Raw genomic sequence first — 22,602 nt, 5'->3', positions numbered from 1 at the left:
CAGACCTGCGACGGTGCGGTCAGCCGGCGGTCGGCTCCGGCGCGTCGTGCACGACGACGACGGGGCCCGAGGCGTGTGCCACGACGTGCTGGCTGACCGAGCCGAGCAGCAGGCCGGCGAACCCGCCGTGCCCCCTGCTCCCGACCACGAGCAGGTCGGCTCCGGCCGCCACCTCCACCAGCACCTGCGCCGGGTGTCCGCGCACCACGACCTGCTCGACCGGGACGGTCGTGTCGGCCCCGACCGCCTCCTTGACCGCGCGTTCCAGCACCGTCCGCGCGGTGCCCTCCCAGTCGACGTCGTCGACGGACACGGCCCACCCGTACGAGGCCGGGAAGTCCCAGGTGGTGACGGCACGCACGACCGCGCCCGTGAGCCGGGCCTGCCCGAGAGCCCACCGCAACGCCTGCACCGACGACGGCGACCCGTCGACCCCGACGACCACGGCGCCGCGCTCCGAACCGGTCCGTGTGCTCATGCGTCTCCTCCTCGATCCTGCCGGCGTCCCCGCACGACCCGGCGGACGCCCTGACGAGCTCGAGTCTCCTCTCGCCAGCCGGATCTGCCGACCGGCTCGGTCAGCCGTGCCACGTCGCCGATGAGCTCGCCTCGACCACCCGGCATCCCGTGACCCCGATGACCGCTTCGGCCAGCCGGACGGCGGTGGTCCGCTCGACGGGGTCGTCGCGGTCGTCGCCGAGGGTCACCTCGCCGTCCCGCACGCTCACCATCCATCGTCCGACCCCTCCGTACAGGTTGAGCCGGCGCCGGACATCGGCCTCGACCAGAGCGTCGTCACGGGCGAGGGCATGCACGAGGTCCCGATAGGTCACCATCCCGACCACCTCGTCGTCCTCCACCACGGGGAGCGACCTGGTCTCCGCTGAGCGCATCACGGTCAGCAGGTCCGCCACGCTCTCCTGTGGATGGGCGAGGAGCACGTCCCGGTCCATCACGTCCGCCACGAGCCTGCCGGGACTCCGGGCCACGCGCTCGGCGAGGGGGAGGCGCGGGTCCGGCGGGAAGCGGTCGGCCACGAGCTCCTTCTCCCCGACCACGCCGACCAACCGGCCGTCCCCCGTGACGACGGGAAGACACGTGAACCCGTGGGTGTCGAGCACGGCAGCGGCGTCCTTCACCGGCAGCTACGGCGTGACGGTGACCGCAGGACTGGACATGATCTCGTGAATCCGCATGGTCTCTCCTCCTGGCGTCGACGCTAGGCACGGCGCGCCCGGGTCATCTGGAGGCATCGGGCTCCTCCCGCACGGACCAAGGACCCGAATCCGGAATCTGAACATTCGCCGCCGACCCGGCCCCGTGGCCCCGGCCGGGCACCGGCACGGGTACGAATGGCTCTGAACGCGAGACGGGCCGGTGAGCGTCACCGGGTGAATGCATGCAGAGACGGGTATCGAGATGACTTCTGTCGACCAGGTCGTGAGCTCGTTCCGGCGAACTCCACGCGGCGTAGGCCATTCGGAGCGCACCCGCCGGGAACTGCGTGAGGCGTTGGCATCCGCGGACCTCCTCGACGGCCTCGACGGGATGACGGTTCAGGAGCTCGACGACGACGAGACGCTCCTGCTGGGCCCGGACGGGCACGAGATCTCCACCTGGCAGCAGGACTACCCCTACGACGAGCGGATGAGCCGCGACGAGTACGAGACCCGCAAGCGGGCTCTGCAGATCGAGCTGCTGAAGATGCAGTCGTGGGTCAAGGACACCGGGCAACGGGTCGTCGTGCTGTTCGAGGGCCGCGACGCCGCGGGCAAGGGCGGCACGATCAAGCGCTTCATGGAGCATCTCAACCCACGCGGCGCCCGGGTCGTCGCGCTGGAGAAACCGACGTCACGCGAGCAGACCCAGTGGTACTTCCAGCGCTACTTCAGCCAGCTCCCCGCGGCCGGGGAGATCATCCTGTTCGACCGGTCCTGGTACAACCGGGCCGTGGTCGAGCCCGTGATGGGCTTCTGCACCGACCACGAGTACCAGGAGTTCATGGCGCAGGCCCCCGGGCTCGAGTCGGCGCTGGTCGACAGCGGCATCCACCTGGTGAAGCTGTGGTTCTCGGTGTCGCGGGCCGAACAGCGCACCCGGTTCACCGTCCGGGTCATCGACCCGCTGCGGCAGTGGAAGCTCAGCCCGGTGGACCTGGCCGCGCTGGGACGCTGGGACGACTACACCCGGGCGAAGGAACAGATGTTCGCCCGGACCGACAGCCCGACCGCCCCGTGGACCGTCGTGAAGAGCAACGACAAGAAGCGGGGCCGGATCGCCGCGCTCAGCTGGGTGCTGTCCACTCTGGACTACCCGACGAAGGACGCGGACGTCATCGGCACACCCGACCCGCTCATCGTCGGCCCGCCCGCCCGGGTCTACGAGGCGAGCGAACGGCACTGATCCCCGTCAGGACACCGGGACCGACGCCTTCGCCAGCAGCCAGCGCAGCTTCCGCTCGTCGGCGGCGTCGTACTCGTGCGGAAGCAGGTAGACCGAGGCCCGCCCGTCGCTGACCCGGACCATGTCGCCCCTGGTCCCGGGTTCCGCCGGCATGCCCAGCGGGTTCTGCAGCAACCGCGTCGCAACCAGGGGTCGCACCATCGCCTCCACGTCATCGGTCCACGTGCTGGTGTGGACGCCACCGGTTGATCGGCACCGCCGGGGCGTCCGTTGCACGGTGTGACGAAGCTTTCCCGCCGGCGACGCGGGGCGCCTGCTCTGGTATGTCGGCGCGGCGGGGAGGTCAGCGCGCGGAGCGGCCCGGTGCCCCGAGCACGCGGTCGAGGTAGGCGTTGGTGAACCTGCCCTGCGGGTCGAGCCGGTCGCGCACCGCCACGAAGCCGTCGAACGCCGGGTAGCGCTCGCGCAGCGTCGCCGCCGTCTGCGTGTGCAGCTTGCCCCAGTGCGGCCGGCCGCCCAGCCCGGCCAGGACCGTCTCGACGGCCCCGAAGTACGCCTCGTGCGGTTGCCCGCGGTACACGTGCACGGCGATGTAGGCGCTGTCCCGGCCGGCGGCGGTCGAGAGCGGGATGTCGTCGGCGGCGGCGAAGCGCACCTCCACCGGGAACGTCACCGCGCGGGCGTGGCGCGCGGCGGCGGCGCGCAGCCCGGCGAGCGCCTCGTGGATCGCCTCCCGCGCGACGCCGTACTCCATCTCCAGGAACCGCACCCGCCGCGGGCTGGTGAACACCCGGTAGGACCGGTCGACGTACTCGGCGGCGGCCATCTGCGCGGCCATCCGCCGGTTGATCGGCGGCACGAGCCGGGGCGCCGCCGCGCCGAGCCGGCAGGCGAGGCCGAAGGCGCCGTTGCCGAGCAGGTCGTCGCCCACCCACTCGGCGACGCGGCCGCGGGTCGGGCCCGTCGCCTCGGTGCGGTTGTTGCTCTTGGTGGCGGCGATGTCGGTGTGCGGGAACCAGTAGAACTCGAAGTGCTCGTGGGCGGCGACCAGCTCGTCGAGGCCGGAGAGCACGTCGGGAAGCGGCATCGCGGTCTCGACCGCGTGCAGCCGGAACGCCGGGACGGCCTGCAGCGTCACATGGGTGAGCACTCCCAGCGCACCGAGCCCGATCCGTGCGGCGGCGAAGACCTCGGGGTGCTCGGTGGCCGAGCAGGTGATCAGCGACCCGTCGGCCAGCACGATCTCCAGCGCCCGCACCTGGGCGGCGAGCCCGCGGTGGGTGGCACCGGTGCCGTGGGTACCGGTGGAGATCGCGCCCGCCACCGTCTGGGCCTCGATGTCACCGAGGTTGGGCAGGGCGAGCCCACGCTCCCACAGCAGCGCGTTGAGCCGGTGCAGCGGCAACCCGGCGGGGGCCGTGACCAGCCCCGTCGTGCTGTCGGTGAGCAGCAGGCCCGGGTCGGCGGGCGGCCGCAACGCGATGTCCTCGGGCACGGCGATGGCGGTGAACGAGTGCCCCGAGCCGAGCGCCTTGACCCGCAGCCCGTCGCGTTCGGCACCCTTCACCGCCTCGACGACGTCGCCCGCGTCCCGCGCGACGACGGTGCGCCTCGGGTCCGTGCGCTGGTTGCCCGCCCAGTTCCGCCAGGTCATCGAATCTCCACGGGGTCGGTCCGGGTGGATCCCAGCCCGGCGGTGCCGTCCCGGAGCCGGCGCCGGAGCACGGCGACGTACCAGAGCCCGGCCAGCGCCAGCGCAGCGACCACGACGTAGTCGGCGGAGCGGAACGCCTCGGGCAGCGTCAGCGCCGCCACCACCGCGACGAGCCACAGCACGGCGAGCCCCGCCACGGGCAGGGCGGCGGCCCCGAGCCGGAAGCCGCCCTCCCCCGCGTCGACCAGGGACCGCCGCCGCGCGAGGTACCCGCCGATGGTGAGCAGGTAGACGAGGTAGGGCACGAGCGCCGTCGCCCCCACCAGCACCGCGAAGGCGTTGCCGTCGGCCGTCCCGTAGGCGAGCAGCACCAGGCAGACCACCAGCGACACGACCAGCGCGGTGACGGGCGTGCCGGTACGGGGGTGCACCCGCGCCAGCGCGGTGGAGAACGGCAGCATCGCGTCGCGCGCCATCGCGAAGATCAGCCGGGAGTTCGACGCGGCCGCCACCACGATCAGGGCGAACATCGAGAACACGACGATCGCGAGGAAGACCTTCGTGAGCACCGGGCCGAGCCAGTACTGCGCGATCGCGGCCAGCGGCACCGGCGACGCCTGGACCGCGGCCAGGTCGGGGATGGCGAGGGTGAACCCGACCAGCGCGAACATCCCCAGCACGCCGGAGACCACGACGGACAGGATCATCGCCCGGGGCACCGCGCGCCGGGCGTCGACGGCCTCCTCGGCCATGTCGGCCGCCGCCTCGAAGCCGACAAGGGTGAAGATCCCGATCAGTGCACCGCCGACGAGGGCGTCGGCCAGCGGCGCGTCGGTGGCGGTGGTGAACAGGAAGCCGAACCCGTGGCCGCCGCCGGGGACGTCCGCCCCGCCCCGCACCCACGCCAGGAACACCACGACGCTGAGCACGACGGTGCCGATGATCTCGGCGAACACCGCGACGTTGTTGACCCGCGCGGCCAGCTGCACCCGCACGATGTTGACGAGGTAGGCGACCACGAGCGCCAGCACCGCGATGAACAGCAGCAGCCGGACGTTCCCCGCGTCGAGCCCGAGGACGGTGGCCGTCAGCGGCGCGAGCCCGATCAGTGCGATCCCGGGCAGGCCGACGGCGCCGTAGAGCACGCCGAGGGACCCCACCACGTAGCCGAAGCGGGATCCGACCAGCCGGGCCGTCCACTGGTAGTTGGCGCCGGCGAGCGGGAAATACCCCGCCAGCTCGGCGAGGACGAGCACCACGAGGAACTGCCCGGCCGCGGCGACCGGCCAGAGCCAGATCGCCGCCGGGCCGAGCTGGGTGAGCCCGTAGGCGTAGTTGACGAAGATCCCCGTGGTGATGGAGACGATCGAGAACGCGATCGCGAAGAGGGCGAACCGGCGTAGCACCCGCGGGAACTGCGCCGCGTACCCGAACTCGCCCATCGCGCCCCCTGTGTCAGGTGGATCACAGACTGCGACGGGCGATCACGCCTGTCAATCGTCAGGGCGACGGGCTGCCCCGCACCGGACGAGCTCCGCAAACGGAACGGACACCCGCGCGGCCGACCGACATCTGTAGTGATGTGCACCACGCCGCATTGGCGGAGAAACCATGATCCGGCACCGTTCACCTCGGGTGCGGTGCGACCGGTAATCGTCCGATTCGGCAGGCATGGGTATCGAGTCGGGCCCCATCGGTCGAACTATGCGCGATCGCGGCCTCCCGGACATTCCGGACGCACTGCCCGACAATCGGGTGCGGCTGCTCGAACGGCCTACTCCGATACCGGGTGCGGCGATGGCAAAATTCGCGATCATGTGGTCCGCGTCAGCATTGCCGGTGCCGTTGGAACCGTCCCGTCCGGTGACCTTCGCCCTCGCCGCCTATCGTCAGAATCCCGAAGCCGTCGGCCATTCCCTCGGCCTGTCCGCGCTGGCCTCCGTGGTCCCGCTCGCGGTCGTACTCGTGCTCCTCGGAGTGTTGCGGGTCCGGGCCCAGTGGGCCGCTCTCGCCGGTCTCGCGGCGGCGTTGCTCGTCGCGATACTCGGGTTCGGGATGCCCACCGGAATGGCGCTCTCCGTGGCGGCGCACGGGGCCTTCTACGGGCTCCTGCCGATCATGTGGATCGTCGTGAGCGCGCTGTGGGTGTTCAACATGACCGTGGCCACCGGCCATTTCGACATCCTGCGCCGCAGCTTCGGCGCGCTGTCGACCGACCAGCGCACCCAGGCGATCCTGGTGGCGTTCTGCTTCGGCGCCCTGCTGGAGGCGCTGGCCGGGTTCGGCGCCCCCGTCGCGATCACCTCGGTGATGCTGGTGGCGCTGGGGTTCCGGCCGATGAAGGCCGCCGTGGTCGCTCTCGTGGCCAACACGGCGCCGGTGGCGTTCGGGGCCATGGGCGTCCCGGTCATCACCCTGGCCGGCGTCGCCGGCCTGCCGCTGACCCAGGTGGCGTCCACGATCGGCAGGCAGACCCCGGTGCTCGCGGTGTTCGTCCCGCTCGTGCTCGTGTTCCTCGTCGACGGCAGGCGGGGTCTGCGCGAGGCGTGGGTGCCGGCCATCGGGTGCGGGGTGGTCTTCGCGATCACCCAGTTCGCCGTGTCGAACTACGTGTCGGTGCCGCTCACCGACATCCTCGCGTCGCTGCTCGCCGCGGTCGCGGTGATCCTGCTCGCGCGCGCCCGGCCCGACGCGGTCTGGGCAGCGCGGGAGCCCGCGCTGGCGGCCTCCGGTGGCCCCGGCACGGTGGCGACGCCGGACTCGCCCGCTGACGTCCGCAAGGCCTACGCGCCGTACGTGATCATCGTGATCGTGTTCGCGCTGGACCAGCTGCCCGGCCTCAAGCCGGTGCTCGACTCCCTCAAGCTCGCGTTCAACTGGCCGTTCCTCGACATCATCGGGACCAACGGCAAGCCCCTGATGTCCAGCACCACGCAGTACTCCCTGACCTGGTTCTCCACGGCGGGCACGCTGATGGTCGTCGCCGGGTTGATCGTGGCGCCGCTGCTCGGTGTGGGGGCGAAGCGCGCCGCCAGCACGTGGGTGCGCACGATCGTCGATCTCCGCTGGGCGATCCTCACGGTTGCCTCGGTGCTCGCGCTGGCGTACGTCATGAACGCGTCGGCGCAGACCACGGCGATCGCTCTCATCATCGCCTCCGCCGGCGGTGCGCTCGCCTTCTTCTCCCCCGTGCTCGGTTGGCTCGGCGTGGCCGTCACGGGTTCGGACACGTCGTCGAACGCATTGTTCGGGGCCTTGCAGGTCACCGCGGCGCGCAGCACCGGACTGCCTCCCGAGCTGCTCGCGGCGGCCAACTCCTCGGGCGGTGTGCTCGGCAAGATGCTCTCCCCGCAGAACCTCACGATCGCCGCCGTCGCGGTGAAGCTCGAGGGCCAGGAGGGCGTGCTCCTGCGCAAGGTGATCGGCTGGAGCCTGGGGATGTTGCTCGTGCTCGCCGTCCTCATCGCGCTGCAGGCCACCCCGGTGCTGGGCTGGATGCTGCCCTGACCGCCGGTACCGGAGTCGTCACTCCCACTCCTGAGGCGATCGCGGCGCTCTCGCGTATTCGTTGCTGCTCCGTTGTGCAGTGCGGGAACGACCCGGCTCTGCCCGACCGGCTCGTGTCCCCGATGATGGCCGGGTGACCGAGACATTTCCTGAGCGGTTGACGATCCGCCGATCTCCCGCACGCTTCGGCACCCCGGGAATCGTTCGGGCGGTTTGATGCGCTTTCTGCTGACCAGCGTTCCGGTCTACTCACATCTGGTGCCGATGGTGGTGCCGCTGGCGCGGTCACTTCAGGCGGCCGGCCACCAGGTCATGGTGGCCACCGGCGACTCGCTTGCCGACGACCTCGACCGGTTCGGGGTACCGCACCGGTCCATGCCTGGGATGCTCGCGCCGACGCAGTTGGCCGACGACCCGGATTACGCGCGCAGCCTCGGGTTCCACCCGGACGGAAAGCCGCTGCCGGAACTGGAGGAACTGGGACGTGGCGCCGTGGTCGGCCGGATCTTCGCCGGTCTCGCCGCGGAGCGCGCCGCGACGGACATGCTGGCCCTGTCATCCGATTTCCGGCCCGACATCGTGGTGCGCGAATCCACGGAGTTCGGCGGGTACCTGACGGCCGAAAGTCTCGGCGTGCCCTGTGTCACGCTCGATGCGGCGCCACTGCAGGTGACCCGGGACCCCGGCATGCTCCCGTGGTTGAACGAGTCGCGGGTCGCCATCGGCCTGCCACCGGTGAACGACACCTCGACCCTGACTCGCCACCCCTGGATCAGTTGGATGCCCGATCTGTGGCACCCGGCCGATACGCAGAGCGCGGCGCACCGGTACTACCGGGGGCCCGACGAGGCATCCGACCCGCTCGATCCGGCGATTGCGCAGTTGCCGGCGGGCGGGCCGTTCGTGGTGGCCACGCTGGGTTCCGTCAGCGGGCACATGCTCACCTCCGACACGTCGCCGCTGCGGCGCATCGTGGAGGCTCTCGGCTCACTGCCCTGCACGGCCGTGGTGGCCCTGGGCCGCGGCAGCGACGTGAGCACCTGGGCCGGACCGCGCCCGGCCAACGTGCACCTCGCGTCGTTCGTGCAACAGCCCTTGCTGCTGCAGGCCTGCGACCTGTTCGTGACCCACGCAGGTTTCGGCGGCGTCCGGGAGGCACTCACCGCCGGGGTGCCGATGGTCGCCCTGCCGCTCTACGCCGAGCAACCCGCCAACGCGCAGCGACTGACCGAACTGGGTCTGGGAGTGACCGTGGACGCCCACGAGGCGGGCACGACGACGATTGCCGCGGCGTGCCGGGAGGTACTCGACGATCCCTCGTACCGGTTTGCCGCGCGGGCCTTCCGGCGGCGGCTCCTCGGGCTCCCCACGATCAGCCAACTGGTGGCGGACCTGACTGCGCTGGGCATCTGAGAACACCCCGGGACCAGGATGGGCCCTTCCCCGGAGGGAAGAGCCCATCCCCGGATGCGCCGATTCTCGTCAGGCCCGGTCCGCGCTTTTGCCAGTGTCGTGGAAACGAGGTTCCTTTCCCGCAAGCGGGCCGGACGACCTCGTTCCCCCGGGACTAGGAGGCCGAACCGCGCTGCGCGTAGGCCTCGAGAACGGAGTGGGGGATGCGTCCGCGGTCGGAGATCTCGTGCCCGTTCTGCCGGGCCCACTCCCGCACCGCTGCGGTGTGCTCCCGGTCGCTGGCGGCCGGACGTGCGGAACGGGCGGTGGCCGAGGACTGGCGACCGCTACCGCCCCGACGGGCCGCGGCGACGAAAGAAGCCAGGGAGTCCCGGAGTCGCGCGGCGTTCTCGCCCGACAGGTCGATCTCGTACTGGCGTCCGGCGAGAGCAAACGTCACCGTCTCGTCGGCTTCCGAACCGTCCAGGTCGTCGACGAGCCGGGTTTGAACTTGCTGGGCCACAGTGCACTTCCATTCGATGAGTTCTCGGCGGGCCGGCCGATACTCTCCAAAAAACACCGTGAACGTCAAGTTGGCCCGCCGAGAGAGACACGGGAACTTCCGGATGGCCGGCCGCCGAGAACGATTCGTCCTGTTGACAGGGGGCGATCTCCGCGGAAGGAACCACAGATTTCTCGGCCACGTGCGGCGTGTCACCCACCCGGTAATGCGTTCTGGAGTGTCAGTTCCATCTGCGCAGCAGCCGGCGCTCGGCGAGGCCGAGGATGCCGTCGGTGATCTTCCCCAGTACCGCGAGCAGCACGATCGCGAGAAGCAGAATGTCCGTGCGTCCGGTGTTCTGGCTGTCGATCAGGAGGAACCCGAGTCCGATCGACGAGGCGATGAGTTCGGCGGCCACCAGGAACAGCCATCCCTGGGCCAGACCGAGGCGCAGTCCCGACAATGCAGCAGGGGCGATCGCCGGCAACTGGACCTGGACGAACAGCCGCACGCCCGTGCGGCCGTAGGCCCGGCCGACCTCGACGAGGTGGCGGTCGACATGGGCGAGCGCGGCCGACACGGTGGTGTAGACGGGGAAGAACGCCCCGATCGCGACCAGCGTGATCTTCGGGGTCTCGCCGATACCGAGCCAGAGCAGCAACAGCGGCACCCAGGCCAGCGACGGCACCGCCCGCAACGCCTGGATCGACGGTGCCAGCAGCGCCCGCGCCGGACGCGACAGCCCGATCACACCGCCGAGCACGAGACCGGAGCCGGCACCCGCGGCGAAGCCGAGGAGCACCCGCTGGGTGCTGATGCCGATGTGCTGCCAGAGCTCGCCGCGCGTCACCAGCTCCACCAGCGCGGCCAGCACCGCTCCCGGGGTGGGCAGCTGGGACGGCGAGAACTCCCCCGACGTCGCCAGCAGCTGCCACCCCAGCACGAAGAGCACCGGGACGAGCAGTCCGAGCAGCACCGCACCGCCGAGCCGCCGGACGCCGCCGAGCCGCCGCGGGCCGGGGCGCCGGGCGGGCGAGGCCGGGTCCGCCCGGGCCTCGGTGTCGGGATCGGTGACCGTCACGACCCGGCCGCTCGGCCGGCGGACGTGGTGCCCTTGGCCTGCTCGGCGAAGCGGGGCTCGAACAGGGTGGCGAGCGCGGTGGTGGCCTCCGGCTCCGAGCGCACCAGCCCGTCGGACACGAGCAACGGCACCAGCCGCGACAGGACCGCGCGCTGCGGCTCGCCGGGCACCGGGTCGATGCCCAGATCCGTGCGCGTCAGCAGCTGCTGGCGCGCGATCTCGGGCTTGATGCTCGCAGCGGCCGCCAGGGTCTGGACGGCGGCGTCGGGGTTCTCGGTGATCCAGGCGCGGGCCCGCTCGTACGCCGTGACGACGGTCTGGGCGACCTGCGGCTTCTGCTCGAGGAACTCCTCGTTGGCGTTGAGCAGGCCGTAGGAGTTGAAGTCGAGGTTGCGGTAGATCAGGCGCGAACCCGCCTCCAGCTCGGTCTGGGCCATGAACGGGTCCAGCCCGGCCCATGCTGCGACGTCCCCGCGTTCGAGCGCGATCTTCCCGTCGGAGTGCTGGAGGTTGACGATCTCGACGTCGGACGCGGAGAGGCCGGCGGCCGACAGGGTCTGCAGCAGGAAGAAGTACGGGTCGGTGCCCTGGGTGGCCGCGATCTTCTGCCCGCGCAGCTGCGCGGGGTCGCTGATCGGCGAGTCCTTCGCGACGACGATCGCCGACCACTCGGGACGGCTGAAGACGTCGATCGCGCGGATCGGGGAACCGTTCGCCCTGGCCAGCAGCGCCGGGGTGCCGGCGGTGGAGCCGATGTCGATCGCGTCGGCCCGCAGGTTCTCGTTGGCCTTGTTGCTGCCCTGCGACAGGACCCACTGGACGGAGCCGGGGCCGAGCTCCTGCTCGAGCCAGCCCTGTTCCTTGATCACCAGGCTCTCGGGGTTGTAGTAGGCGTAGTCCAGGCGCACCTGGACGCCCGAGGCCGCGGGCGCACCGACGGAGCCGTCGGCGTTCTCGCCCGAGACGCAGCCGGCGAGCACACCCACGAGGGCGGCGAGCACACCGATCCGGGCGACGGCGGACAGGGCAGGGGGCATCACGGTCTCCTGGAACGAGGTGGGTCAGGCGGGGCGGTGGCGGGGCACGCCGAGGCGGTCGAGCAGCTCGACACGCAGCGCGGCGAGCACGGGGTCGGCGCGGTCCCGCGGACGCGCGCCGGGCACGTCGAGCACGTGCGCGATCCCGGACCCGGCGCCACGGTCCGCGCGGGGGGCGAGCACGACGACGCGGTCGGCCAGCTGGAGTGCCTCGTCGACGTCGTGGGTGACCAGCAGGACGGTGGCCCCGGAGGAACGCTGCAGGTCGTCGACGAGATCCTGCATGCGCAGGCGGGTGAGCGCGTCGAGCGCCGCGAACGGCTCGTCCAGCAGGAGCACACCGGGTCGTCGCACCAGCGCCCGCGCGAGTGCGGTGCGCTGGGCCATGCCGCCGGAGACGGCACGCGGGCGGTAGGCCGCGAACGGCGCGAGCCCCACGGTGTCGAGCGCGTGCGCCACCGCGGAGCGCCGCGTGCTCCGCGGTGCGCCGTCCGGCAGGCCGAAGGCGACGTTCTCGGCCAGGGTGCGCCAGGGCAGCAGGCGCGGTTCCTGGAACACGACCGCGGCCCTCGGCTCGATCCCGTCGACCCGGGCACCGTCGATCGCCACCTCGCCGCCGGTGGGCCGGTCGAGGCCCGCGACGAGGCGGAGCAAGGTGGACTTCCCGCAGCCCGACGCCCCGAGCAACGCCACCACCTCGCCCGCCGCGACGTCGAGGTCGATCCCGCGCAGGACGACATGAGCGCCGTCGCCGGTGCCGAACACCCGGTCGACGCCTCGGAGCGTCACGGGAACAGCGGCCACTCGCGTGGCGGTGGTCTGCACGAATATGTCCTTGTCGGGCGGCGCGGAGGGTGCGGCGGCGTTCCTCAGGCCCGACAGGCGGCGCTGGCGGCGTAGCCCAGATCCAGCCACAGCCGCTCGGCGAGCTCGTCGCCGATACCGCGATCCGTCTGCGCCACGGGCCAACGCTATGGGGCGCCCACCGGCTCGCGCAAGGCGACCGGCCCGGGTCCGGAACCGCCGCCGGGGCACGACGCGCCTGGTGAGCGCCAGGCCCGTGTGGACACTCGGACGGCCACGGCGCCCGCGGGTCGGGCGGCCCGGCTCGACCGGGCCGGCCCGCTGCGGCGCAGCGCTTGCCCCCGCCAAGATGTGAGCGCTAACATTCGCCGCCGCGGGTCTTCACGGCTCCGCCTGCTCCCGGACGAAGGTGTCCCATGGCATCGATTCACCCAGCACCTCACGGCCACCGTGAGCGTGGACCTCGGGTGGCTGTCCGGACCGCACACGGGTGGCCGCGCCGCCGCAGGGACGACGTCCGGCTGCGTCGTCACCCGCTGCGTCGTCACCCGGCACGCCCGTGGTGTGATCGGCCGCGCGCCGACGACCAGCGAAGTCCCGCCCCGCCGAGCACGGCTGTCCGCTTCCTGCGGCGCCGGGTGCCCGGCGGACATCCCCCCGCGTGATCGGTACCGGCACCGACTGCACGCCCTGACCTCAGGGTTCCTCGACGTGTACGCGATGCCGGCTCACGGACCCATCTATTCACTGGAGAGAAGATGAAGCTGGCACGGCTGGCCGCAGTGGCCGGGAGCATCGTGCTCGCCACGGCACTCGCGGCCTGTGGTTCGAGTGAGAAGACCGTCGACCAGAACGCCGGTGCGGCGACCCCGGCCGCCGGGAGCCTGGTCGGCGTCACCATGCCGACGAAGTCGTCCGAGCGCTGGATCCACGACGGCGACAACATCAAGAGCGCGCTGGAGAAGCTCGGGTACTCGGTCGACCTGCAGTACGCGGAGAACGACATCCCGACGCAGGTCAACCAGATCGAGAACCAGATCAGCAAGGGTGCGAAGCTGCTGGTGGTCGCCTCGATCGACGGCACGGCGCTCACCACGCAGCTGCAGGAGGCCGCCGACAACAAGATCCCGGTGATCTCCTACGACCGCCTGATCCGCAACAGCCCGAACGTCGACTACTACGCCACCTTCGACAACTTCACCGTGGGCGTGGACCAGGCGAACTCGCTGCTCACCGGCCTGGGGCTCAAGAACGCCGACGGCACGGACGGCACGGCCACCGGCCCGTTCAACATCGAGCTGTTCGCCGGCTCGCCCGACGACAACAACGCCACCTTCTTCTTCAACGGTGCGATGTCGGTGCTCAAGCCCTACATCGACAAGGGCACCCTGGTCGTGAAGAGCGGGCAGACCGACTTCACCACCGTGGCGATCCTGCGGTGGGACCCGGCCACGGCTCAGCGGCGCATGGAGGACCTGCTCACCTCCACCTACAGCGGTGCCAAGGTCCAGGGCGTGCTCTCCCCCTACGACGGCCTGTCGATCGGAATCCTGTCGGCGCTGAAGAGCAACGGCTACGGCACCGCGGGTCAGCCCTACCCCATCGTGACGGGCCAGGACGCCGAGGTCGCCTCGGTGAAGTCGATCATCGCCGGTGAGCAGTACTCCACCGTCTACAAGGACACCCGCCAGCTCGCCGACGTCACCGTCAAGATGGCCGACGCCGTGCTGAAGGGCGCCAAGCCCGAGGTGAACAACACCACCGACTACGACAACGGCAACAAGGTCGTGCCCTCGTTCCTGCTGCAGCCGGTGGTCGTCGACAAGAACAACTACCAGAAGGTGCTGGTCGACTCCGGCTACTACACCGCCGACCAGCTGAGGTAGTGATGACCGCCGACGAGATCCTGCGGATGCGGGGCATCACCAAGACGTTCCCCGGCGTGAAAGCGCTGGAGGACGTCAACCTGTCGGTCCGCCGCGGGGAGATCCACGCCATCTGCGGTGAGAACGGCGCCGGGAAGTCGACGCTCATGAAGGTGCTGTCCGGGGTGTACCCGCACGGCTCCTACGAGGGCGAGATCCACTTCGACGGCGAGCTCTGCACCTTCTCGAGCATCCGCGACAGCGAGCAGCGCGGGATCGTGATCATCCATCAGGAGCTGGCGCTGTGCCCCCAGCTCTCCATCGCCGAGAACGTCTTCCTCGGCAACGAGCAGGCGACCCGCGGCCTGATCGACTGGAACCGCACCAACCACGCGGCGGCGGCTCTCCTGGCCCGGGTCGGGCTCGCGGAGAACCCCGTGACGCAGGTGCTCGACCTGGGGGTCGGCAAGCAGCAGCTGGTGGAGATCGCGAAGGCGCTGTCGAAGGAGGTGCGGCTGCTCATCCTCGACGAGCCGACCGCGGCGCTCAACGACGACGACTCCGCGCACCTCCTCGACCTGCTCCGCGGGCTGCGGGAGGAGGGCATCACGTCGGTGATCATCTCTCACAAGCTCAACGAGATCGCGGCCATCGCCGACTCGATCACGATCATCCGTGACGGCCGGTCGATCGAGACGCTGAACATGCGCACCGACGAGGTGACCGAGGACCGGATCATCTCGCTGATGGTGGGCCGCGACCTCGAGAACCGCTTCCCGCCCCACGAGCCGCACGTGGGCGAGGAGGTGCTGCGGATCGAGGACTGGACGGTGCACAGCCCCACCCAGCCCGACCGGGCCGTGGTCTCGGGCGCCAACCTGACCCTGCGCCGCGGCGAGATCGTCGGGTTGGCCGGCCTGATGGGCGCGGGGCGCACCGAGCTGGCGATGAGCGTGTTCGGCCGGTCCTACGGCACCAACATCTCCGGGCGGCTGGTCAAGGACGGCCGGGAGATCCAGGTGCGTTCCGTGCAGGACGCGATCCGTCACCGGATCGCCTACGTCACGGAGGACCGCAAGCGCTACGGCCTCAACCTCATCGAGGACATCAAGCGCAACGTCTCCGCGGCCCGGCTGGGCAAGCTCGCCCGCCGCGGCTGGGTGGACGACAACGAGGAGTACAAGGTCGCCGAGGGGTACCGGCGCAGCCTGAACATCAAGGCGCCGACCGTCCTCAGCGTGACGGGCAAGCTCAGCGGCGGGAACCAGCAGAAGGTCGTGCTGGCGAAGTGGATCTTCTCCGACCCGGACGTGCTCATTCTCGACGAGCCGACCCGCGGCATCGACGTCGGCGCGAAGTACGAGATCTACACGATCATCAACGCGCTCGCCGCCGAGGGAAAGGCCGTGCTGGTCATCTCGTCGGAGCTGCCGGAGCTGCTGGGCCTCTGCGACCGCATCTACGCGCTGTCGAGCGGCCGGATCACCGGTGAGGTGAGCCGCGAGGAGGCCACCCAGGAGCGGCTCATGCACTACATGACCACGGAACAGGAGTAGGCGACCCCATGTCCACCACCACCTCCGCAGACGTCGGGGCCACCGCGGAGGGCGGGACTCCCCCGCCCCAGCTCCCGCCCCGGTCGCCCGCGCTGCGCCGGTTCTCGATCAACCCCCGGCAGAGCGGCATCTACGTCGCCTTCGTGCTGATCATCGTGCTGTTCTCGGTGCTCACCGACGGCGCGCTGCTGCAGCCGCAGAACATCTCCAACATCATCGTCCAGAACTCCTACATCCTGGTTCTGGCGATCGGCATGATCCTGATCATCATCGCCGGGCACATCGATCTCTCCGCGGGATCGGTCGTGGCGGTCACCGGGGCGATCTCCGCGGTGCTGATGGTCAACCTGAACGTCCCGTGGCCGCTGGCGGTGCTCGTCACGCTCATCGCGGGCGCGGTCATCGGGGCCTGGCAGGGGTTCTGGATCGCCTACTTCGGCATCCCGGCCTTCATCGTCACCCTGGCGGGCATGCTGCTGTTCCGTGCCCTCACCCTCACGGTGCTGGGCAACCAGGGCATCGGCCCGTTCCCGGACCCGATCCGCACGCTGTCCAACGGCTTCACCGAGGGCTACCTGGGCAACATCGGGCTGGGCCCGCTCGGCGGCGCCGACCTGCTGAGCCTGTTGGTGGGGCTCGGGGTGGTGGCCGGCATCGCCGTCACCCAGTGGCGCCAGCGCGTGGGCAGGCTCGGCTACGGCCAGGTCGTCGACCCGTTGCCGATCTTCGTCCTCAAGATCGCGCTGGCGGCGGTCGTCGTGCTCGCGGTCGTGGTGCAGCTGGCCCGGTTCAAGAACCTGCCGTGGGTGCTGGTGCTGCTCGCGGTGCTCGTGCTCGGGTACACGCTGCTGACCACCCGGTCCGTCTTCGGCAGGCACATCTACGCGGTCGGGGGCAACCTCTCGGCGGCCACGCTGTCCGGGGTGAAGGTCAAGTCGGTCACCTTCTGGATCTTCGTCAACATGGGCGTGCTGGCGGCGCTGGCCGGCGTCATCTTCGCCGGACGCCTCAACCAGGCGGGGCCGACCGCAGGCACCAACTTCGAGCTCGACGCGATCGCCGCGGCGTTCATCGGCGGCGCGGCGGTGCAGGGCGGTGTGGGCAAGGTGGTCGGGGCGATCACGGGCGGACTGATCATGGCCGTGATCAACAACGGCATGTCGCTCATCGGCGCCCCGAGCGAGCGCGTCATGCTCGTGAAGGGTCTCGTGCTGCTCGCCGCCGTCGCCTACGACATCTGGACCAAGCGTAGGGCGGGCTCGGCCGCCCGGTGACCGGGAGGCCGCTTCCCTGAGCGCGGCGGAGCGCCCCTGACCTGCGGAGCCGAGCTCCACGGGTCGGGGGCGCCGTCGTGTGCGCCCACTCTCATCCGGCACCCGCCGTCGAGTACTCCCACCGCTCCCCCGGGACCAGGCAGACGACCTCGAGCCCGGTCCGGTCCGTGGCAGCCAGAGCTCTGGCGTCCTCCCCCGATCCGTGGCGGCGGAACACCAGGGAGAGCGGGTCGGCGCCGTGGGCGTCGTGGACCGGGACGAGGACACGCGCTCCCACGGCCCTCGCCCCCGCCACGGCCTCTCGCGGCCCCATCACGAGCGGCCGGCCGAGAACCGGACGCAGCCCGTTGACGGGCAACAGCGCTACGGCCACCGGCGACCCGTGTGCCCGGTAGCGCTCCAACAGCGCGACGTCCTGGATCTCCCCGCCGAAGAGGACCCGCGTCCGCCCGCTGGTGAGGACGTAGGCGTTGTTGCGCCACGCGAGGGTCCGCCCCGCCGGCACCGCCTCGATCGAGAGCGCCGGGGCGAGATCCCGCGTCTCGCCCCAACCCAGGTGCTCGACCGTCCGGAAGCCCAGTGCGCGCGCCTGACGGGCCATCCGGGCGGCGCTCACGTAGACCGGCGTGGTGGCCTTGTGGCGGTAGTCCCGCAACGCGCGCAGGTCCCAGTGGTTGACCGCGAAGTTGGTCGCGACGATCGCCGTCAACGCCTGAAGGTCGATGACCCGCAGGCCGAGCGGCTCACCGCGGCGCAGGTACCACCGCTCGGTGAACCACGGGTCGGTGAGGATCGTGTGACCGTTCAGCTCCAGCAGGACGCAGGCGTTGGCCACCCGTGTCACGGCGAGATCGGTGGCCACCGGCGGCCCGCCGGGGTTGCTGACGTGGTTGTTGCTCATGCCGGCGACCGTGCCGGTTAATGTGCACATGAAGTCAAGTGACGCGGATGCGGAGCTGAGCATCGGCGAGCTGGCCGGCCGGTTCGGACTTCCCACCCACGTCCTGCGCCACTGGGAGAGCGTGGGACTGCTCGCGCCCGGCAGGCGGGCAGGCGGGCAGCGGTGTTTCGGTCAGGCGGATCTCGCTCGGGTGGCCCTGATCCTGATGGGCAAGGACGCCGGATTCGGCCTGCGGGCGCTGCGCGAGCTGCTGTCCACCGACAGCCCCCTGGATCATCCTGACCTGCTCCGCCATCACATTGCGGTGCTCGAACGTCGCATCGACCGGGCGCAGGCGGCGAAGGACCTCATCGAGCACGCGCTGGACTGCCCCCTGAGCTTCGACGAGTGTCCGCACGCCCGGGAACAGATCGCGGCCCGAATCCCCCCGGCATGACCCGCGACGGCGATCGTGTTCGTCCATCGGGCGCCGGACCGCACATGCCTCCTCGGGCAGGCGATTCCGCCTTCCGGCCTGAAGGAGGCCCGGTCCGCTCGTCCGCGCGGAGCGACTAGCGGGTTCGGGCCACCGGGGGAGCCTCGGTGGCGGCATCGCGCTCCGCCCGCACCCGGTCGTACGCCGCACGGGCGTCGACGACGGTGCTCATCCGGCCTTCCACCCACTGGATCATGGCGCGCATCCGTTCCCCGGCTTCCCGGCCCGTATCGGTGACGGTGTAGTCGACGTGCGGCGGGATCACGGGCCTGGCGTGGCGATGGACGAAACCGTCGCGTTCCAGCGTCTGCAGCGTCTGGGCGAGCATCTTCTCGCTGACGCCGCCGATTTCTCTCCGCAGTTCGCTGAAACGATACGAACGGTCGAGCAACGCGGTGAGCACGAGCATCCCCCAGCGGCTCGTGATGTGCTCGACGACCAGTCGCTCGGGACAGACCTGATTGTCAGTGACAGATGTGACCGCCCGCGCACTTACGCTCACGTCAGTACCTTACGTCAAAGTGGGTACTGGCTCCGGATCCGGTACCGGCCATACCGTCGGTGAGTTCGATCTTCTACTCACGGACCCGGAGAAATCATGAGCATCGTCGTCACCGGAGCAACCGGACATCTCGGTCGCCTGGTGGTCGAGTCCCTGCTGGCGGCCGACGTCCCTCCCGGCGACATCGCCGCCGTCGTGCGCAACGAGGGCAAGGCCGCCGGCCTGGCCGCGCGCGGCGTCGAGGTGCGCACGGCCGACTACGACCGCCCGGAGACCCTGGCGAGCGCGTTCCGTGCAGGAGACCGGCTGCTGCTGATCTCCGCCTACGAGGTGGGCAGGCGGGTGCCGCAGCACGCTGCCGTCATCGACGCGGCCGAGGCGGCAGGCGTGGCCCAGCTCGCCTACACCGGAGTGCTGGGCGGCCCGGCCGCCGACTTCGCGCTCGCGGACGAGCACAAGGCCACCGAGCAGCTGATTCTCGACTCCGGACTGCCCTACACGTTCCTGCGCAACAGCCTGTACTCGGAGGTGTTCACCGAGAACCTCGGCGCCGTGCTGGAGCACGGCGCCGTTGCGGTCCACGCAGGCACGGGACGTCTCGCCTCGGCGTCCCGCCCCGACCTCGCGGCCGCGGCGGCCGCCGTCCTGACCGGCGAGGGTCACCTCGGCCGGGCCTACGAGCTCAGCGGTGACACGGCATGGTCGTTCGCGGAGTTCGCGGCGGAGGTGTCCCGGCAGACCGGTCGCACCATCACCTACGACGACGTCTCCTGGGAGGCCCGCCTGGCGATGCTGACCGGCGCGGGGCTGCCCGAGCCGGTGGCCTCCATTCTCGTGGGAATGGAAGGCGCGATCGGACGTGGCCTGCTCGCTGCCACGCCGGGCGACCTCGCCCGGCTCATCGGCCGTCCGACCACCCCGATCGCCGACTCGATCGCCGAGGCGCTCAAGGGCTTGTCGTGACCTGATCGCCATGAGATCCGGCCGTCGGCCCCGCGAAGGGCGGACAGCCGGATCTCGCGGCGCAGGCGGCGTCAGATGTGGATGTCGAGGAGCACCGGCGTGTCCACGTGGCCGTCGAGCACCTCGGCCATGACGCGCTTGTGCTCGGCGTCGATCGGCAGCGTGGAGTTCCGGAACACCTCCCCGGCCGCCTCGTAGTCGGCACACTCCACCGCGTAGACGAGCAGCGGACCGTCCGCGGTCGTGATCAGCTTCGCCTGTTCGTGCGTGACGCCCTCCTGTTCGAAGGTGGCGCGGACCTCGTCGGCCCGCTGCTCGGCCTCGGCGAACCAGGCCTTGAGCACGTCCAGCTTGTCGGGGCGAACGCGGGCTACCCTCACGTGGATCATGGCAGCGGACTCTTCCAGAGGAGAGCATCCCCGGAGCTCCCCTGTGAGATACCGCCGGATCAGGTCGACACCAGGTACTTGTTCACCGCGGCCTCGTCCCAGGCCACCCCGGTGCCGGGGCGGGTGGACGCGGTGATGTGCCCGTCCACCGGCACCGTCGGCTCGGCCAGCACCGGATTCGCCCAGTCGACCCACTCCAGCCAGTGTGCGGTGGGGCTCACCCGGAGCAGGTGTGACGCGATCTCGGGGTAGAGGTGACTCGACAGCTGCGTTCCCGCTGCGGCGGCCAGTCCGGCCGTCTGCAGCCAGCCGGTGACGCCGCCGATGCGCATCAGGTCGGCCATGGCGTAGGGGACGGTCCCGGCCCGGATGGAGTTGAACAGGTCCCGCGGCCCGTAGTAGTTCTCCCCCAGCTGCACCGGGGTGCGTACCCGCTGCTCGAGCTTCCCGTACCCCTCGACGTTGTCGTAGCGGATCGGCTCCTCCAGCCAGTACAGCCCCTGGTCGTCGAGGTCGTGGCACCGCCGGACCGCGTCGCCGTAGCCCAGGGCCTGGTTGAAGTCCACCATCACGTCGACGTCGGGTCCGACGCCCTCGCGCACGGCCGTGATCGCGTCGAGGTCGTCCTGCAGCCGGGGGTGGCCCAGGCGCAGCTTCATCGCCGTGAATCCGCCCTCGTCGCGGAGCTCGGCCGCCTCTTTCGCGAGGGTGCTGATCTCATGGCGCCACAGCCCGTTGCTGTTGTAGGCGCGTACCGGCCCCACCGTGCCGCCGAGCAGCTGGACGAGCGGCAGGCCTGCCGTCTTCGCGAGCGCGTCCCACATCGCCATGTCCACGGCGGCGCGGGCGATCAGCGAGATGCCGGCGATGCCGACCACGTTCAGTGACTTGCCGAACTGGGTGAAGGCGTCCACCGGCGCGATCGGCTTTCCGTGCCACACCTCGCCGAGGTCGTTGATCTCCGCGACGATCGCCGGCATCGCGGCCGCCCGGTAGGGGGCGATGTAGCCGCTGCCGACGACACCGTCGCTGGTCTCCACGTCGACCAGGACCATCGGCCAGCGGTCGAAGCGGCCGATGTCGGCGATGACCGGCCGGCGAAGCGGAACGATCACCGGGCGGGCACGTACCGCACTCAAGGTGGGTGGCGTGCTCTCGGAGCTGGGGGTTTCTGACACTGGGAGTTCCTCTCAGGCAGCGCCGGTCAGCCGGATCGGGCTGGCACCGACGTGCACTCGGATGATCTGGTAGGGCGGGACCCGCGTCTCGACCCCGTCGTTGAACAGCGGGGTCCGCGGGAGCTGGTTCACGCTGACGTACAGATAGCCGTCAGCGGCGAGCGCGAGGGTGTCCGGCCACAGCAACGCCGGGCCGTGCAGGACCGTCGACCACGTGCCGTCGGCGTCCCGCTTGAGTACCGCGCTGTGCTCGTAGGCCGTCGAGTAGACCGCGCCGGCGGTGTCGGACTCCAGGCCGTCGGATGCGCCCTTGTCGCCGAGGTCGACGATGGTGGCGGCCACCTGGTCGTCGTCCAGCGAGCGGTCGAGCAGGGCGCTGGTCTCCACGCTGTAGAGGCGCCGGCTCGACAGCGGGCAGTAGTAGAGGAGGCTGCCGTCCGCGCTGATCGCGATGCCGTCGGCACCCACCTGGTAGTTCTCCCGGACGACACCCTGCACGACCGCGCGGAACCCCGTCGACGCCACCGTGGTGGCGTGGCCACGCAGCCGTGCCCAGCTCTCCCCCGAACCCAGGTCGACCACGATCAGCGCGCCCTCGGGCTGGGAGTCGGTGAGATAGGCGTACCCGCCGGTGCCGCGGGAGAAGTCGAACCGGACGTCGTTGAGGTACGTGGTGGCCGTGACCGCGGCCGGGTCGAGCCGGACGATGCGGACGACCTCGTCGGTCGCAGGGTCGACCTCGACGAGTTTCGGGCCGTTCTCCAGCCACGGCGCGAACGAGAGGCTGCCCGTGTCGAGCAGCCACACGTGACCGACCGGGTCGGTGATCACACTCTGCACCGATACCAACTGGTCCGCGTTCCTCTTCTCGCTCCATTCGTTGATCGCGGGGTCGGGATAAGCCACAGCTTTCCCGTCCACGATCTCGGCGACGGTGTAGGGCACGTCGTCGCCCCACCGCGGAAAGGACACGAAGACGCGGCCGTCGTCGGTGACGGTGACCCCGGTGGGCATCAGGTCGTCGATCTCGGCGACCACGTCGTAGTAGGGGGCCACCCAGCTACCCAACGGAGTGGCGGCGGATTCGGGAGAAGAAGCTTCGGAGGACATGGCTCTCCT

At 70.7% G+C, this 22,602-nt stretch carries 22 protein-coding genes; 8 read left to right on the top strand and 14 right to left on the bottom strand.

What is annotated here, in order from left to right; genetic code table 11:
* Positions 1 to 19 precede the first annotated feature (19 nt).
* Both ACQPZA_RS16020 and ACQPZA_RS16015 read right to left on the bottom strand, forming a co-directional pair.
* Positions 20 to 478 (bottom strand): universal stress protein, encoded by a 459-nt coding sequence (locus tag ACQPZA_RS16020; protein WP_433281863.1) that lies wholly within the window; start codon positions 476 to 478, stop codon positions 20 to 22.
* Positions 479 to 578: 100 nt separating this feature from the next.
* Positions 579 to 1,139: a CBS domain-containing protein gene (locus ACQPZA_RS16015; protein WP_433281861.1), complete on the bottom strand. Its 561-nt coding sequence runs from the start codon at positions 1,137 to 1,139 to the stop codon at positions 579 to 581.
* Between the two features lie 373 nt (positions 1,140 to 1,512).
* Between ACQPZA_RS16015 and ppk2 the strand changes: the two genes are divergently transcribed.
* Complete coding sequence (gene ppk2, locus ACQPZA_RS16010; RefSeq protein ID WP_433281859.1) at positions 1,513 to 2,403, top strand: polyphosphate kinase 2; 891 nt, start codon at positions 1,513 to 1,515, stop codon at positions 2,401 to 2,403.
* Between the two features lie 6 nt (positions 2,404 to 2,409).
* Here the strand turns inward: ppk2 and ACQPZA_RS16005 are convergent, their stop codons facing one another.
* The 3 genes from ACQPZA_RS16005 to ACQPZA_RS15995 form a co-directional block, all read right to left on the bottom strand.
* Positions 2,410 to 2,604, bottom strand: a complete 195-nt coding sequence (locus tag ACQPZA_RS16005; RefSeq protein ID WP_169396610.1) for a hypothetical protein — start codon at positions 2,602 to 2,604, stop codon at positions 2,410 to 2,412.
* Positions 2,605 to 2,746: 142 nt separating this feature from the next.
* Positions 2,747 to 4,057 carry a D-arabinono-1,4-lactone oxidase gene (locus ACQPZA_RS16000; RefSeq protein WP_433281857.1) on the bottom strand — a complete coding sequence of 437 codons (1,311 nt, stop codon included), beginning with the start codon at positions 4,055 to 4,057 and terminating at the stop codon, positions 2,747 to 2,749.
* On the bottom strand, positions 4,054 to 5,499 hold the full coding sequence (locus ACQPZA_RS15995) for an APC family permease (RefSeq protein WP_433281855.1): 1,446 nt from the start codon (positions 5,497 to 5,499) through the stop codon (positions 4,054 to 4,056). Before ACQPZA_RS15995 ends, ACQPZA_RS16000 begins: the two co-directional genes overlap by 4 nt.
* Positions 5,500 to 5,920: 421 nt before the next feature.
* Here ACQPZA_RS15995 and ACQPZA_RS15990 point away from each other — a divergent pair, with 421 nt between their 5' ends.
* On the top strand, positions 5,921 to 7,564 hold the full coding sequence (locus ACQPZA_RS15990) for an L-lactate permease (RefSeq protein ID WP_433281853.1): 1,644 nt from the start codon (positions 5,921 to 5,923) through the stop codon (positions 7,562 to 7,564).
* Between the two features lie 315 nt (positions 7,565 to 7,879).
* Complete coding sequence (locus ACQPZA_RS15985; protein WP_433281851.1) at positions 7,880 to 8,977, top strand: glycosyltransferase; 1,098 nt, start codon at positions 7,880 to 7,882, stop codon at positions 8,975 to 8,977.
* A 154-nt stretch (positions 8,978 to 9,131) separates the two neighbouring features.
* Here ACQPZA_RS15985 and ACQPZA_RS15980 read toward each other — a convergent pair whose 3' ends face one another.
* The 4 genes from ACQPZA_RS15980 to ACQPZA_RS15965 form a co-directional block, all read right to left on the bottom strand.
* Positions 9,132 to 9,479 carry a histone-like nucleoid-structuring protein Lsr2 gene (locus tag ACQPZA_RS15980; RefSeq protein WP_169396642.1) on the bottom strand — a complete coding sequence of 116 codons (348 nt, stop codon included), beginning with the start codon at positions 9,477 to 9,479 and terminating at the stop codon, positions 9,132 to 9,134.
* Positions 9,480 to 9,699: 220 nt separating this feature from the next.
* Positions 9,700 to 10,539 carry an ABC transporter permease gene (locus ACQPZA_RS15975; RefSeq protein ID WP_433281848.1) on the bottom strand — a complete coding sequence of 280 codons (840 nt, stop codon included), beginning with the start codon at positions 10,537 to 10,539 and terminating at the stop codon, positions 9,700 to 9,702.
* Positions 10,536 to 11,576, bottom strand: coding sequence for an aliphatic sulfonate ABC transporter substrate-binding protein (locus ACQPZA_RS15970; protein WP_433281846.1), 1,041 nt, complete (start codon positions 11,574 to 11,576; stop codon positions 10,536 to 10,538). Before ACQPZA_RS15970 ends, ACQPZA_RS15975 begins: the two co-directional genes overlap by 4 nt.
* 24 nt (positions 11,577 to 11,600) lie before the next feature.
* Positions 11,601 to 12,401 carry an ABC transporter ATP-binding protein gene (locus ACQPZA_RS15965; protein ID WP_433281844.1) on the bottom strand — a complete coding sequence of 267 codons (801 nt, stop codon included), beginning with the start codon at positions 12,399 to 12,401 and terminating at the stop codon, positions 11,601 to 11,603.
* Positions 12,402 to 13,138: 737 nt separating this feature from the next.
* Between ACQPZA_RS15965 and chvE the strand changes: the two genes are divergently transcribed.
* Genes chvE through mmsB form a run of 3 tightly spaced genes read left to right on the top strand, consistent with a single transcriptional unit; the run spans position 13,139 to position 17,075 of the window.
* Positions 13,139 to 14,266 carry a multiple monosaccharide ABC transporter substrate-binding protein gene (gene chvE, locus ACQPZA_RS15960; RefSeq protein WP_433281842.1) on the top strand — a complete coding sequence of 376 codons (1,128 nt, stop codon included), beginning with the start codon at positions 13,139 to 13,141 and terminating at the stop codon, positions 14,264 to 14,266.
* Positions 14,267 to 14,268: 2 nt separating this feature from the next.
* Complete coding sequence (gene mmsA / locus ACQPZA_RS15955; RefSeq protein WP_169396602.1) at positions 14,269 to 15,801, top strand: multiple monosaccharide ABC transporter ATP-binding protein; 1,533 nt, start codon at positions 14,269 to 14,271, stop codon at positions 15,799 to 15,801.
* A gap of 8 nt (positions 15,802 to 15,809) precedes the next feature.
* A complete protein-coding gene (mmsB, locus tag ACQPZA_RS15950) occupies positions 15,810 to 17,075 on the top strand; it encodes a multiple monosaccharide ABC transporter permease (RefSeq protein ID WP_344016675.1) in 1,266 nt (421 codons plus the stop codon).
* 91 nt (positions 17,076 to 17,166) lie between these two features.
* Here mmsB and ACQPZA_RS15945 read toward each other — a convergent pair whose 3' ends face one another.
* On the bottom strand, positions 17,167 to 17,976 hold the full coding sequence (locus tag ACQPZA_RS15945) for an MBL fold metallo-hydrolase (RefSeq protein WP_433281839.1): 810 nt from the start codon (positions 17,974 to 17,976) through the stop codon (positions 17,167 to 17,169).
* Between ACQPZA_RS15945 and ACQPZA_RS15940 the strand changes: the two genes are divergently transcribed.
* Positions 17,975 to 18,412 carry a MerR family transcriptional regulator gene (locus ACQPZA_RS15940; RefSeq protein WP_433281837.1) on the top strand — a complete coding sequence of 146 codons (438 nt, stop codon included), beginning with the start codon at positions 17,975 to 17,977 and terminating at the stop codon, positions 18,410 to 18,412. The two genes, ACQPZA_RS15945 and ACQPZA_RS15940, sit on opposite strands and share 2 nt — an antisense overlap.
* 115 nt (positions 18,413 to 18,527) lie before the next feature.
* On the opposite strand, the gene ACQPZA_RS15935 is transcribed toward ACQPZA_RS15940, so the two are convergent.
* On the bottom strand, positions 18,528 to 18,860 hold the full coding sequence (locus ACQPZA_RS15935) for a winged helix-turn-helix transcriptional regulator (RefSeq protein WP_433281835.1): 333 nt from the start codon (positions 18,858 to 18,860) through the stop codon (positions 18,528 to 18,530).
* A 189-nt stretch (positions 18,861 to 19,049) separates the two neighbouring features.
* Here ACQPZA_RS15935 and ACQPZA_RS15930 point away from each other — a divergent pair, with 189 nt between their 5' ends.
* Entirely contained in the window at positions 19,050 to 19,916 is an 867-nt protein-coding gene (locus tag ACQPZA_RS15930) for an SDR family oxidoreductase (RefSeq protein WP_433281833.1), read from the top strand.
* 71 nt (positions 19,917 to 19,987) lie between these two features.
* On the opposite strand, the gene ACQPZA_RS15925 is transcribed toward ACQPZA_RS15930, so the two are convergent.
* From ACQPZA_RS15925 to ACQPZA_RS15915, 3 genes are all read right to left on the bottom strand, one after another.
* The gene (locus tag ACQPZA_RS15925) at positions 19,988 to 20,296 is read right to left on the bottom strand and encodes a DUF6176 family protein (protein WP_433281831.1); all 309 of its coding nucleotides are present in this window, start codon (positions 20,294 to 20,296) and stop codon (positions 19,988 to 19,990) included.
* Positions 20,297 to 20,364: 68 nt separating this feature from the next.
* Positions 20,365 to 21,420 (bottom strand): enolase C-terminal domain-like protein, encoded by a 1,056-nt coding sequence (locus tag ACQPZA_RS15920; protein ID WP_433281829.1) that lies wholly within the window; start codon positions 21,418 to 21,420, stop codon positions 20,365 to 20,367.
* A 75-nt stretch (positions 21,421 to 21,495) separates the two neighbouring features.
* The gene (locus tag ACQPZA_RS15915) at positions 21,496 to 22,593 is read right to left on the bottom strand and encodes an L-dopachrome tautomerase-related protein (RefSeq protein WP_433281827.1); all 1,098 of its coding nucleotides are present in this window, start codon (positions 22,591 to 22,593) and stop codon (positions 21,496 to 21,498) included.
* Positions 22,594 to 22,602: the final 9 nt, after the last annotated feature.

Source organism: Pseudonocardia xinjiangensis, assembly GCF_050948425.1.
Classification (GTDB): Bacteria; Actinomycetota; Actinomycetes; order Mycobacteriales; family Pseudonocardiaceae; genus Pseudonocardia; species Pseudonocardia xinjiangensis.
This window is presented reverse-complemented; position numbering and strand designations above follow the sequence as displayed.

Bases quoted from the DNA above. Each gene is read 5' to 3' on its own strand.
- ACQPZA_RS16020 (WP_433281863.1), bottom strand. From the start codon at position 478: ATGAGCACACGGACCGGTTCGGAGCGCGGCGCCGTGGTCGTCGGGGTC.
- ACQPZA_RS16005 (WP_169396610.1), bottom strand. From the start codon at position 2,604: ATGGTGCGACCCCTGGTTGCGACGCGGTTGCTGCAGAACCCGCTGGGC.
- ACQPZA_RS16000 (WP_433281857.1), bottom strand. From the start codon at position 4,057: ATGACCTGGCGGAACTGGGCGGGCAACCAGCGCACGGACCCGAGGCGC.
- ACQPZA_RS15995 (WP_433281855.1), bottom strand. From the start codon at position 5,499: ATGGGCGAGTTCGGGTACGCGGCGCAGTTCCCGCGGGTGCTACGCCGG.
- ACQPZA_RS15970 (WP_433281846.1), bottom strand. From the start codon at position 11,576: ATGCCCCCTGCCCTGTCCGCCGTCGCCCGGATCGGTGTGCTCGCCGCC.
- chvE (WP_433281842.1), top strand. From the start codon at position 13,139: ATGAAGCTGGCACGGCTGGCCGCAGTGGCCGGGAGCATCGTGCTCGCC.
- mmsA (WP_169396602.1), top strand. From the start codon at position 14,269: ATGACCGCCGACGAGATCCTGCGGATGCGGGGCATCACCAAGACGTTC.
- mmsB (WP_344016675.1), top strand. From the start codon at position 15,810: ATGTCCACCACCACCTCCGCAGACGTCGGGGCCACCGCGGAGGGCGGG.
- ACQPZA_RS15940 (WP_433281837.1), top strand. From the start codon at position 17,975: ATGCCGGCGACCGTGCCGGTTAATGTGCACATGAAGTCAAGTGACGCG.
- ACQPZA_RS15945 (WP_433281839.1), bottom strand. From the start codon at position 17,976: ATGAGCAACAACCACGTCAGCAACCCCGGCGGGCCGCCGGTGGCCACC.
- ACQPZA_RS15935 (WP_433281835.1), bottom strand. From the start codon at position 18,860: ATGCTCGTGCTCACCGCGTTGCTCGACCGTTCGTATCGTTTCAGCGAA.
- ACQPZA_RS15930 (WP_433281833.1), top strand. From the start codon at position 19,050: ATGAGCATCGTCGTCACCGGAGCAACCGGACATCTCGGTCGCCTGGTG.
- ACQPZA_RS15915 (WP_433281827.1), bottom strand. From the start codon at position 22,593: ATGTCCTCCGAAGCTTCTTCTCCCGAATCCGCCGCCACTCCGTTGGGT.